Source organism: Duganella sp. CT11-25, assembly GCF_047302815.1.
Taxonomy (GTDB): domain Bacteria; phylum Pseudomonadota; class Gammaproteobacteria; order Burkholderiales; family Burkholderiaceae_D; genus Rugamonas.
In genome coordinates, this window is record NZ_JBKBFD010000001.1 from 1,732,223 (window position 1) to 1,744,415 (window position 12,193).

Annotated in this window: 10 protein-coding genes; 6 read left to right on the forward strand and 4 right to left on the reverse strand. The window is 66.9% G+C overall.

The window, feature by feature from the left end:
* Nucleotides 1–41: 41 nt before the first annotated feature.
* The 5 genes from ACEN9F_RS07080 (at nucleotide 42) to ACEN9F_RS07100 (ending at nucleotide 6,614) form a co-directional block, all read left to right on the forward strand.
* Nucleotides 42–1,247 carry a LysR family transcriptional regulator gene (locus ACEN9F_RS07080; RefSeq protein ID WP_413419221.1) on the forward strand — a complete coding sequence of 402 codons (1,206 nt, stop codon included), beginning with the start codon at nucleotides 42–44 and terminating at the stop codon, nucleotides 1,245–1,247.
* Between the two features lie 168 nt (nucleotides 1,248–1,415).
* Nucleotides 1,416–2,744, forward strand: coding sequence for an MFS transporter (locus ACEN9F_RS07085; RefSeq protein WP_413419223.1), 1,329 nt, complete (start codon nucleotides 1,416–1,418; stop codon nucleotides 2,742–2,744).
* Between the two features lie 8 nt (nucleotides 2,745–2,752).
* On the forward strand, nucleotides 2,753–4,066 hold the full coding sequence (locus ACEN9F_RS07090; RefSeq protein ID WP_413419225.1) for a gallate dioxygenase: 1,314 nt from the start codon (nucleotides 2,753–2,755) through the stop codon (nucleotides 4,064–4,066).
* A gap of 85 nt (nucleotides 4,067–4,151) precedes the next feature.
* Complete coding sequence (locus ACEN9F_RS07095) at nucleotides 4,152–5,246, forward strand: porin (protein ID WP_413419227.1); 1,095 nt, start codon at nucleotides 4,152–4,154, stop codon at nucleotides 5,244–5,246.
* A gap of 75 nt (nucleotides 5,247–5,321) precedes the next feature.
* Complete coding sequence (locus ACEN9F_RS07100; RefSeq protein WP_413419229.1) at nucleotides 5,322–6,614, forward strand: MFS transporter; 1,293 nt, start codon at nucleotides 5,322–5,324, stop codon at nucleotides 6,612–6,614.
* On the opposite strand, the gene ACEN9F_RS07105 is transcribed toward ACEN9F_RS07100, so the two are convergent.
* A complete protein-coding gene (locus ACEN9F_RS07105) occupies nucleotides 6,583–7,062 on the reverse strand; it encodes a cupin domain-containing protein (protein WP_413419231.1) in 480 nt (159 codons plus the stop codon). The two genes, ACEN9F_RS07100 and ACEN9F_RS07105, sit on opposite strands and share 32 nt — an antisense overlap.
* 94 nt (nucleotides 7,063–7,156) lie before the next feature.
* On the opposite strand from ACEN9F_RS07105, the gene ACEN9F_RS07110 reads away from it, so the two are divergent.
* On the forward strand, nucleotides 7,157–8,050 hold the full coding sequence (locus ACEN9F_RS07110) for a LysR family transcriptional regulator (RefSeq protein ID WP_413419233.1): 894 nt from the start codon (nucleotides 7,157–7,159) through the stop codon (nucleotides 8,048–8,050).
* Here the strand turns inward: ACEN9F_RS07110 and ACEN9F_RS07115 are convergent.
* From ACEN9F_RS07115 to ACEN9F_RS07125, 3 genes are all read right to left on the reverse strand, one after another.
* On the reverse strand, nucleotides 8,033–9,424 hold the full coding sequence (locus tag ACEN9F_RS07115) for an MFS transporter (RefSeq protein WP_413419235.1): 1,392 nt from the start codon (nucleotides 9,422–9,424) through the stop codon (nucleotides 8,033–8,035). The two genes, ACEN9F_RS07110 and ACEN9F_RS07115, sit on opposite strands and share 18 nt — an antisense overlap.
* A 122-nt stretch (nucleotides 9,425–9,546) precedes the next feature.
* Complete coding sequence (locus ACEN9F_RS07120) at nucleotides 9,547–11,622, reverse strand: multicopper oxidase family protein (RefSeq protein WP_413419237.1); 2,076 nt, start codon at nucleotides 11,620–11,622, stop codon at nucleotides 9,547–9,549.
* Nucleotides 11,604–12,188, reverse strand: coding sequence for a hypothetical protein (locus ACEN9F_RS07125; RefSeq protein WP_413419239.1), 585 nt, complete (start codon nucleotides 12,186–12,188; stop codon nucleotides 11,604–11,606). Before ACEN9F_RS07125 ends, ACEN9F_RS07120 begins: the two co-directional genes overlap by 19 nt.
* Nucleotides 12,189–12,193: the final 5 nt, after the last annotated feature.

The following is a 12,193-nucleotide window of genomic DNA, read 5'->3' on the forward strand; positions in this document are numbered from 1 at the left end:
GATTTGTTCTAATCTGCTTATCGAGCCCAATTTTTAATCACATGATCCTGGTCAGCCTGCGCCACCTCCACGCTTTCAATGCCGTCGCCGCCAGCGGCGGCATACGGCGCTCGTCCGAGAGCCTGTTCCGGGCTTCCTCGGCGGTCGCCCGCTCGGTGGCGGCGCTGGAGGAAAGCCTGGAAGTGCAGCTGTTCGAGCGCAAGGGGCGCGGCATGCTGCTGACCGCCGCCGGCGAAGTGGTGCGGCTGCGCGCCGACCGCATCGAGGCCGAACTGTACGAGGTGCGCGAGGAAGCCATGCGCCTGCGCGACCGCAACGGCAGCAAGGTCGGCGGCATCGAGGCGCTGCTCAACGAGCGCCGCCTGCAAGCGGCGGCGCTGCTGGCGGAAGTGCACCACATGCCCAGCGTGGCACATGCGATGGGCGTGTCGCAATCGGCGGTCAGCCAGGCCATCGCCCGGCTGGAGGACATGCTGGGCCAGCCGCTGTTCCTGCGTACCGCGCACGGCATGGTCCCGACCGATGCCGGACGGCGCTGGAGCGAGGCGTTCGAGCGGGTGCTGGCCGAACTGCGCCACATCCCCGAGGACATCGCCGCGCTGGCCGGCGTGGTGCTGGGCGTGGTGACCATGGGCGCCCTGCCGCTGGCGCGTTCGCAGCTGCTGCCGACGGCGATCGCCTCGGTGCTCAAGCGCCATCCACAGCTGCAGATCCGTTCGCTGGAAAGCCCCTACGAGGAGCTGACCGCCAACCTGCTGAGCGGGCGTATCGACTTTATCGTCGGCGCCCAGCGCGCCGGCGCCGGCGACGCCTTCGAATCGCGCTCCCTGTTCGAGGACAAGGCGGCGCTGGTGGCGCGCAAGGGCCATCCGCTGGCCGCGCGCAAGACCCTGAAGCTGGCCGACCTGACCGGCTATCCCTGGGTGCTGTCGCGCAGCGGCACGCCCCTGCGCGAATCGCTGATGCAGTTCTTTCAGCGCGGCGGCGAGGCGCCGCCCTCGCCCGCCGTCGAAACCGGCGACCTGGCGCTGCTGCGCGGACTGTTGGTTTCCAGCGACATGCTGACCGTGCTGTCGGCGCATCAACTGCACCACGAAGTGCGGACCGGGCAACTGGTGGTGCTGCCGTTTGAGATGCCGGGCATGGAACGCAGCATCGGCGTCACCACGCGCAAGGGCGCCCATCTCTCCCCCGGCGCCTACGCGCTGCTGGCGGAAATCGAGGCGATCAGCGCCCGCTGGCGCTAAAGTCCGGGGTCAGTTCCGGCAACCATCCGACCGATAAGCAGATTGAAACGGTCCGGCAGTCAAAAGCAATACACCCCCTCTTCTCCAAACGTACACTGCGATAGCGGTGGCGCTGCCACTCGTCTTTACACTCTTTTACATAGAACATAAATTCGATCAGGAGACTTAATGAATATAGGACAAACGCTCGATGTCAGGGCGCATATCAACAACAGGAAGATGAGCGGCTATCAGTGGCTGCTGCTGGCACTCTGCTTCCTGATCGTCGCGACCGATGGCATGGACGTCGCGATCATGGGCTTCCTGGCGCCTGACATCACCAAGGAGTGGGGCATCTCGCGTGCCGCCTTCGGCGTCGTCATGAGCGCCGCGCCCATCGGCCTGGCGATCGGCGCCATCCTGGTCGGCCCCATGTCGGACCGCTACGGCCGCAAAAAACTGCTGCTGACTTCAGTCGCCTGGTTCGGCGCCTTCAGCGTGCTGAGCGCCTTCGCCAGCGATGTCGTGACATTGTCGGCGCTGCGTTTCCTGACCGGCCTGGGCCTGGGCGCGGCCATGCCGAACACCACCACCCTGCTGTCGGAATACGTGCCGGAGCGTTCGCGCTCGACGCTGATCGCGATCATGTTCACCGGCTTCAACCTGGGCTCGGCGCTGGTCGGCTTCGGCGCGGCGGCCCTGCTGCCGCACTACGGCTGGCGCACGGTGCTGATCGTCGGCGGCGCGATTCCGCTGGCCTGCCTGCCAATCTACCTGTTGCTGATCCCGGAATCGGTGCGCTTCCTGGTGGTGCGCAAATTCCCGGCCGAACGCATCGGCCGCACGCTGCGCCGCGTGGTCGGCGGCGACGTGCCGGAGCACGCCCAGTTCACCATCAGCGAACCGCAGGTGACCGGTTCGCAACCGGGCAAGGTGCTGTTGTCTTCCGCTTATCGCGCCACCACGCTGTCGCTGTGGGGCACCTACTTCATGGGCCTGCTGGTGATCTACCTGCTGAGCGGCTGGCTGCCGACCATGATCAAGGATGCCGGCCTGCCGATCGAACGCGCCGCCAACATCACCGCGCTGTTCCAACTGGGCGGCACCGTGGGCGCGCTGCTGGTCGGCTACTTCATGGACCGCGTGTCGCCGAACAAGGTGATTTCCGCAGCCTACATGGGCGGCGCGATCTTCATCCTGTGCCTGGCCTCGGGCAGCGTAGAATCGTCGATGTTCGCCGTCTTCGTGCTGCTGGCGGGTTTCTGCATGAGCGGCGCCCAGACCGGGCTGAATGCCTACGCTCCGTCCTGCTACCCGACCGTGGTGCGCGCCACAGGCGTCAGCTGGATGCAGGGCATGGGCCGCTTCGGCAGTATTTTCGGCTCCTTCACCGGCGGCGTGCTGCTGTCGATGGGCTGGGGTTTCAGCGCGGTGATCGCCATCCTGGCGGGACCGGCGACGCTGGCGGCCATCTTCATCATTGTCAACAAGCTCGGTCGACGCACCGCGGCAGCTTAGGAATCATCATGGCTAATATCATCGGCGCCATCGCCTCGTCCCATACCCCGACCATCGGCTTCGCGCTCGACGCCGGCAAGCAGCAGGACGCCGCCTGGGCGCCCATCTTCAAGGCGTACGAGCCGGTGCAGAAATGGCTGGCGGAGAAGAAGCCCGACGTCCTGATGGTGATCTACAACGATCACGTCACCTCGTTCTTCTTCGACCACTACTCGGCGTTCGCGCTGGGCATCGGGGATAGCTACAGCGCCGCCGATGAAGGCGGCGGCGCGCGCGACCTGCCGCCCGTCGCCGGCCATGCCGCCCTCGCGCAGCACATCGGCAAATCGCTGATGGCCGACGAATTCGATATGTCCTTCTTCCAGCAAAAGCCGCTGGACCACGGCTGCTTCTCGCCGCTGTCGATCCTGTGGCCGCACGACAAGGAAGGCGGCTGGCCGGGCAGCATCGTGCCGCTGCAGGTCGGCGTGCTGCAGTTCCCGGTGCCGTCGGCGCGCCGCTGCTTCAAGCTGGGCCAGGGTCTGCGCCGCGCCATCGAAAGCTATCCGGAAGACCTGAACGTGGTGCTGGTCGCCACCGGCGGCCTGTCGCACCAGGTGCACGGCGAGCGCGCGGGCTTCAACAACACGCCGTGGGACCACCAGTTCCTCGACCTGTTCGAGAACGATCCGGAAACGCTGATGAACATGACGCAGGCCGACTTCGCGCGCCTGGGCGGCTGGGAGAGCGCCGAGGTGGTGATGTGGATGGCCATGCGCGGCGCCATGTCGGCCAAGGTGCGCTGCCTGCACCGCGAATACTACCTGCCGTCGATGACCGGCATCGCCGTGGCGCTGTACGAGAACGACGTCCCGGCCGACAAGGCGCTGACCGCGCGCAGCCGCGAACAGCACCTGGCGCACATCGGCCACCAGACGGACGGCGTGGCGGAACTGGAAGGCACTTATCCGTTCACGCTGGAGACCAGCGTGCGCGCCTACCGCATCAACAAGTACCTGCACCAGCTGGTGAAGCCGGAGTTCCGCGCGCGCTTCGCCGCCGATGCCGAATCGACCTATGAGGAAGCCGGGCTGACCGCCCGGGAGCGCGAGCTGATCTCCAAACGCGACTGGCGCGGCATGATCCACTACGGCGTGATCTTCTTCCTGCTGGAGAAGCTCGGCGCCTCGGTGGGCGTGTCCAACCTGCACATCTACGCCGCCATGCGCGGCCAGTCGCTGGCCGACTTCCAGCAGACCCGGAACGCACCGGGCGCGCTGTATTCGGTTGCCTCGACGTCCACCACCGGCGCCACGGACTGGAACCAGCCCGCCGCCAAATAGCGCTTTAAACCGCCGCACCCTGGCGTCGCCTCGCAAGAGGCGACTCTACAAACACGCCTGTTCAAAACTGAAACCGGAGACAAGTATGAAAAATAAAATCGCATTGACCGCCATCGCGGCAGCCTGCATCAGCCCAATGGCCGTCCAGGCGCAGAGCAGCATCACCACCTACGGCATCATCGACGCCGCCGTCGAGTACTACAGCAACGCCGACGCCGCCGGCAACAGCGTCACCCGCATGCCCAGCCTGGGCGGCGGCATGTTCCCTTCGCGCCTCGGTTTCCGCGGCACCGAGGACCTGGGCGGCGGTCTGAAAGCCGTCTTCGTGCTGGAAAACGGCTTCGCGCCGGATACCGGCACCCTCGGCCAGGGCAACCGCCTGTTCGGCCGCCAGGCCAATGTCGGCCTGTCGGGCAGCTGGGGCCAGGTCACCTTCGGCCGCAACTACAATATGCTGACCACCTCCACCTACGACGTCGACATCATCGGACCGTCGCAGTACGGCCTCGGTTCGCTGGACTCGTTCATCCCGAACGGCCGCAGCGACAACTCGGTCGCGTATCGCGGCACCTTTGGCGGCGTGACCGTCGGCGGCACCTATAGCCTGGGCCGCGACACCTCGTCGGCCGGCGGCCCCGCCGGCACCAACTGCGGCGGCGAGAGCGCCACCGACGCCATGCAGTGCCGCGAATGGTCGGCGATGCTGCGCTACGACGGCCAGGGCTTCTCGCTGTTCAGCGCCTACGACCGCATCTACGGCGGCCCGCTCGCCTCCGGCGGCTTGAACACCAGCGACAAGACCGACAGCCGCTTCCACGCTGCGGCCCTGATCAGGCAAGGCGACTGGAAAGTGGGCGGCGGCGTCATCGCCCGCCGCAACGAGGGCTCGGCCACCACCCCGCGCAGCAACCTGGTTTACCTCGGCGCGGCCTACAACATCACGCCGCTGCTGACCATCGACGGCCAGGTCGCCAGGTTGGACTACAAGAACAGCAACAACGACACGTCCCAGTTCCTGCTGCGCGGGATCTACAACCTGTCCAAGCGCACCGCGGTATATGCGGCGGTCGGCCGCATCGACAACGACGGCACGGCGGCGCTGGCGCTCAGCGCGGGCGGCTCGGTCGGCGCCGGCAAGACCCAGAATGGCCTGATCACCGGCATCAAGCATAGCTTCTAAGGCGGCACGGCATTTACTCGACGGGTGGAAGTGCGTATGCTAGCGCATGGCACTTTCACCTATAAAAAGAGACAAATGCACACCACCGACACCACAGCCGCGCGTCCGCTGACCAGACAGGACTACAAGACCCTGTCCCTGGCCGCCCTCGGCGGCGCTCTCGAATTCTACGACTTCATCATCTTTGTCTTCTTCGCCGCCGCGATCGGACAGCTGTTCTTCCCGCCCGATATGCCGGAATGGCTGAAGCTGCTGCAGACCTTCGGCATCTTCGCCGCCGGCTACGTGGTGCGTCCGCTGGGCGGCATCATCATGGCGCACTTCGGCGACCTGCTGGGCCGCAAGCGCATGTTCACGCTGTCGATCCTGATGATGGCAGTGCCGACGCTGATGATAGGCCTGTTGCCGACCTACGCCACCATCGGCCTGGCGGCGCCGCTGCTGCTGTTGCTGATGCGCGTGCTGCAAGGCGCGGCGGTCGGCGGCGAGGTGCCTGGCGCCTGGGTGTTCGTCTCCGAGCACGTGCCGGCCAACCGCACCGGCTACGCCTGCGGCACCTTGACCGCCGGCCTGACCTTCGGCATCCTGCTCGGCTCCCTGGTCGCCACCGGCCTGAATACCGTCTACACGCCAACCGAGGTGACCGACGGCGCCTGGCGCCTGCCGTTCCTGCTGGGCGGCGTGTTCGGCCTGGGCGCGATGTACCTGCGCCGCTGGCTGCATGAAACCCCGGTGTTCGCCGAAATGCAGCAGCGCAAAGCGCTGGCCGCCGAGATGCCGCTGAAGGCCGTGCTGCGCAGCCATCGCGGCGCGGTGGCCGTATCGATGCTGCTGACCTGGATGCTGTCGGCCGCCATCGTCGTGGTGATCCTGATGACGCCCGCGCTGCTGCAGAAAATCTACCACTTCGACGCCCGCACCTCGCTGGTGGCGAATACGGCGGCCACGCTATGCCTGGCCTTCGGCTGCATCATCGCCGGCGTGCTGGCCGACCGCCTGGGCGCCAGGCGCGTGCTGATGGCCGGCAGCGTGCTGCTGGCGATCTGCACCTACCTGTTCTACACCACCATCGCCGCGCGGCCCGACCTGCTGCTGCCGCTGTACGCGGTCACCGGTTTGTTTGTCGGCGTGGTCGGCGCGGTACCGTGCGTGCTGGTGCAAGCCTTCCCGGCGCAGGTCCGCTTCTCCGGGCTGTCGTTCTCGTACAACCTGTCCTACGCCATCTTCGGCGGCCTGACGCCGATCATCGTCACCGTGATGCTGAAGAGCGACAAGCTGGGCCCCGCGTACTACGTCATCGCCGTCTGCGTGGTCGGTGCGCTGACCTCCTTGTTCGTCAAGAACCGGGCTGGTACTGCCGGTCGCTGACCTTCTCCAGCCACTCCACCACCTTGCCGTCGAGATTCTCGGCGATGGCGATGTGCGACATGGAGGTGGTCGGCGCGGCGCCGTGCCAGTGCTTGGTGTTGGGCGGTATCCACACGGTGTCGCCCGGCTTGATCTCCTGGACCGGACCGCCCCAGTGCTGCACGCGGCCCGCGCCGGCGGTGACGATCAGCGTCTGGCCCAGCGGATGCGTGTGCCATGCGGTGCGCGCGCCCGGCTCGAAGGTGACGACCGCGCCGCCGACGCGCGCCCCGCCACTGCCCTTGAACGGCGCATCGACCCGCACCGTCCCCGTGAAGTTAGCCGCCGGCCCCGCCACCGATGCCTGCGAGCCGACCTGCGTGACCTTGACCGGCGCCGTCATCTCTTCCGCTGCGGCGGCCGACATCAGGCTGCCGATCAGTACCGCCGTTGCTGGTAATTGTTTCATGATGCTCTCCTTATCGATGCCATCCAGTGTAGCCGTCAACGACTCAAATGATTAGCCACTATAATCCGTATGGGCTTATGAATGGAACTCATCAATGGCACACGAAAACTACAACGACCTTTTGGCGTTCGTCGCCGTGGCGCGCGAGGGCAGCTTCACCAAGGCGGCCAGGCAAATGGGCGTGTCGCAATCGGCCCTGAGCCATACGATACGGGGCCTGGAGACGCGGCTGGGCATACGGCTGCTGACCCGCACCACCCGCAGCGTCAGCCCGACCGACGCCGGCCTGCGCCTGTTGCAGGCCATCGGGCCGCGCTTCGAGGAGATCGATATCGAGCTGGCGGCGCTGACCGAGATGCGCGACAAGCCGGCCGGCACCATCCGCATCACCTGCGCCGAGCATGCCGCCAACTCGGTGCTGTGGCCCAAGCTGGCGCCGCTGCTGGCCGAATACCCCGACATCAAGATCGACATCAACGTCGACTACGGCATGACCAACATCGTCGAGCAACGCTACGACGCCGGCGTGCGGCTGGGCGACCAGGTCGAGAAGGATATGATCGCGGTGCGCATCGGCGCCGACATGCGCATGGCGGTGGTGGCCGCGCCGTCCTACTTCGCCAAACATTCCAAGCCGCTGACGCCGCGCGACCTGCAGGATCACAACTGCATCAACCTGCGCCTGCCGACGCACGGCAACCTGCTGGTGTGGGATTTTGAAAAGGACGGCGCCGCCGTCAACGTGCGGGTCGACGGCCAGTGGGTGTTCAACAGCAGCACGCCGCGGCTGCGGGCCGCGCTGGCGGGCCACGGCGTGGCCTACCTGCCGGAGGACATGGCCGCCAGCCATGTCGCGGACGGCACGCTGGTCCAGGTGCTGCGGGACTGGTGCCAGACCTTCCCCGGCTACCACTTGTACTTCCCGAGCCGCCGCCAATCCTCGCCGGCGTTCCAGCTGGTGGTCGGCGCGCTACGCCACCAGGAGTGACGCGGACCGCGGCCGCACGATCAGCGCCCACACCAGCAGGAAGGCCAGCGCCAGCAGGCCGGTGGCGGTGGTCAGCGCGGCCGTCACGCGGTGCGCCAGTAGCGCGGCGCCTTGCAGCCGGCCCGCGCCGACGGCGGCGATCGCCACCAGCACGGCCAGCCCCAGCGAATTGCCCAGCTGGTGCGCCGCATTGACCACGCCGGAGGCGGCGCCCGCGTCCTGCGGCGCCACGCCGCTGATGCCGGACGCCGTCAGCTGGCTCAGGGCCATGCCCTGCCCCGCGCCGATCAGCACCATCGGCAGCGCCACGCCGGTCAGGTAAGCGCTATCGACCGACACGCGGCTCAACCACGCCATGCCCGCCACGCCGACCGCCAGTCCCATGGCCATCACGCGCGCGCCGCCGTAGCGGCGGCCCAGCCGCGGCACCGCCATCGCCACCGCGAAGTTCACCAGCGTCATCGGCAGGAAGGCCAGGCCGGTGGCGGACGGGCTGAAATGCGCGATCACTTGCAGGTACTGCGTGGTGAAGAAAAAGAAGCCGATCATCGCGGCAAGGAACAGCATGCGCGCCAGATAAGCCGCGACCCGCTCGCGGCTGGCGAACAGCCGCAGCGGCATGACCGGCTGCGCGGCGCGCGCTTCGTTTGCGATGAACGCGGCCAGCAGCGCCAGGCCGCCGGCAATCGCGCCCAGCGTGACGGCGTCGTCCCAGCCGGCCGAAGCCGAGCGGATGAAGCCATACACCAGCGCCCCCATGCCCAGCGTCGAACTGACGGCGCCGGCCGCGTCGAACCGGCCCGGACGGCGCGGGCTTTCCGCGATGTGGCGGCGCGCCGCCGCGATCATCAACACGCCGATCGGCAGGTTGACGAAGAAGCCGACGCGCCATGACAGCCACTCGGTCAGCACGCCGCCCATCACCAGGCCGACGCTGGCGGCGACACCGGCCACCGCGCTGTACCAGGCGACCGCCTTCATGCGCTCGGCGCCGTCGGTGAAGGTGGTTTGCAGCAGGGCCAGCGTCGACGGCGCCAGGATGGCCGCGCCCAGCCCTTGTATCGCGCGGGCCGCGATCATCGTCTGCGGCGACCGCGCCAGGCCGATCGCCACCGAGGCGGCCGTGAAGATGGCCAGTCCGGCGATCAGCATGGCGCGGCGGCCGAGGATATCGCCGGCGCGCGCGGCCAGCAGCAGGAAGCCGCCGAAGGTCAGCGTGTAGGCGCTCTGCACCCAGGCCAGGCCGGTATCGGTGAAGCCCAGCTCCTGGTGGATCTTGGGCAGCCCCGTCAGCACGACCGAGGTGTCGAGCACGATCATGACGTAGCTCGTGAGGATGATGGCCAGGATGGCCCGTTTATTCAATGCGGACATTTTGCGTACCGTTGCGGTTTTCGATGACGCTAATGTACGGGATGCCTCCATCCATGAATAGACGGCAAAAATAGCATGGCCTCATGAGTTTTACTCATCAATAAACATTCCCATGAGAATCGTCAGTGATGGCCATGCGCGGTGCCTCCGGCGCCGTCCGGCAGCACCACCCTCACGCCCTGCATCATGCCCTGGTCTTCGTGGTCGAGGATGTGGCAGTGCAGGACGAAGTCGCCGATGTAGCGTTCGTAGCGGGTGCGCACCACGACCGTGTAGCGGCCCTCCCTGGACTTGGCCGGATCGTCCGACGCGAACAGGTTCTTGACCCAGATGGTATCCTTCCACACGCCCTTCAGTCCGGCGTACTGGCTATCCTTGCCATCCGGGTCGACGGCATTCTCGCCGCTGATGTCGGTGCCGTCCGGCGCCAGTATCTTCAGTATCTGGAACGGGTTGACGTGGATATGGAACGGATGGCTGACGAAGTCCGAGGTCAGCGTCCATTCCTCGACACCGCCGAGCGGCAGGCTGCGCGGTGGCGCCTTGGGATCGAACGGAGCGCCGTTGACCTCGTAGCTGCTGCCTTTGATATTGAAGATCATGGTTTGCGTGCCGGTGACTTCATTGTCCGCAATGGTTTCATGCGGCACGAAGCTGCGCAAGCTGAGTCCGTTCTTCAGCTCGGCCGTGACCTTGGCCTTCACTTGCGGCAGGTTGGCTTGCGCCGACGCGATCAGCTTGTTCTGCAAATAGCTCCGCGCGTCGCCCGCCACCGGCGTGCCGCCCTCCACTTCCACCAAGCCCAGCAGCTGCGCCGATGGCGCAGCGCGGTCGATGGTCGCCATCACTTCAACATCGTTGACCAGGCAGTAGTTGCCGGCGGCCGGGAACACCACCAGCGCATCCCAACGGTAGGCCGGCTGGAAGATGACTTCCTTCTTCCGCATCACCTTGGCCAGGGTCAGGCCGTCGGCCGCCACCAGCGATTGCTCCAGTTCCGGGCCGGTGCAGTATTTCCTTACATAGTCTTCGGTTTCGGCGGCGGCTGTCAGGCCGGCGAGCGGCGGCGCATCGGCGGCCAGGCGGCGTATCTTGAGCGCGATGGTGTCGCGCACGCCGCCGTGTATCATGCGCCAGCGCTCGACCACGCCGGCCTTGGCCTTGACCAGCTTGCCCATCACCACGCCGTTGATGCTGGTGTAGCGGCCTGACTTGCGCCACGTGCTGGGCGCGAGCTGGTCGTAGCCGTCGATGCGGCCGACGTCGCCCTCGTCGCACTTATAGCGGAAATCATCGTTTTTCGGATGGATTTTACGCTCCTCGTCGCCGTAGGTCTTGATCTTGCGAATCCCCTCGGCGTCAGCCGGGTAGCGGCAGGCATACTGGATCTGCTGGAACATCAGCACGCGCTCGGGGAACGGTTTGAGCAGCGTGTCGACGTCGCCATTCTCGGTCTCGGTCGGCTTGCGCGTGCCGCGCACGATCAGCGCGCCGCCCATGCCGCTGGACACCTGTAGCGCGGTCGAGCCGTGCACGTGGGTGTGATACCAGAACGTGCCGGCGGGATGGGTAGGCGGGATGTTGTATTCGTATTGGAAGCCGACGCCCGGGTTAATCGAGATCAGCACATTGTCGCTGTTGCCGGCCGGGTTGACCCACAGGCCGTGCGAGTGCAGGTTAGTGCCGTTGAAGCAATGCGGCACGTTGATCCCGCCCACCAGCTTGATGCAGGTCGGATCGAACGGCAGGTTGTTGTTGAGGGTGACGCGCACCGTCTGCCCCGGATAGGCCTCGATCTGCGGTGCGACAAACGCGGTCTGGCGCGGCGGCCCCCATTCCGTGCTGGGCTCGATCGAATGCGCCTTGCCCGGCACGCCTTGCACATAGCTGCGCAGGCTGACCTTGTCGTACTTGATCTTGCCCGGTGCCTCCAGGCTCGGATTGCGTATCCAGCCGTTGACGTACTGGATCGCCAGGCTCAGCTCCACCTCGCGCGGCACGCCGGGCGCCACTTCCGACATGTCGGCCTTGCGCAGCAGGTTCAGGCGCGGCGGCGCGGATTTTTCGCCGGCCTGCAGCAGCTTCTTGCCGGCCCCCAGCACCGGCGGATTGTCGATCACGTCGGCCACGATCTCGGCCGCCGACGCCTGGCAGGCGGCCGTTGCCGCCAGCACCAGCGCTATTTTTGCATATCGCATACTCGTCTCCTGAAAAATGTTTCGAATCCAATCATGCCCGCCGCCATCGCGCAGGCCCATCCATCCGGTCCCCAGCCGCCGCCCAGCGGCACGGCCAGCCGCCTGAACAGCTCCATCGCCAGCGTCATCGCCGCCAGCATGCCGGCGAACTCCAGCGCCAGCAGCGGCAGCCGGCGCGGACGCCGCAGATAGTGCGGCAACAACAGGCACAGCATCAACGCCGACGTCGCCGGAAACATCCGCAGATGCGCCAGCAGCAGCGGCAGCCAACCGCGCTCCGGCGCGCCGCACAGCGACATCAGCACCACCGGCGGCACGCGCGTGAAGTCCAGTGCCAGGCCCAGCGCAACCGCCGCCAGGCACAGCAGCACGGTGCGGCTGGCGCAGCGGGTTGCCGCCAGCGCCGCCGCCAGCGCGGCCAGCGGCCCCCACCACCCGGCCGGCGGCATGCCGTGCAGCCAGCCGGGCAGGACCACCGCCGCCAGCGCGGCGCCGGCCACGGTGGCGAGCCTGGCCGGCGGACCGGCGGCGCGGCCGGCCAGGCCCGCGGCGGACATCGTCGGCATGGCCG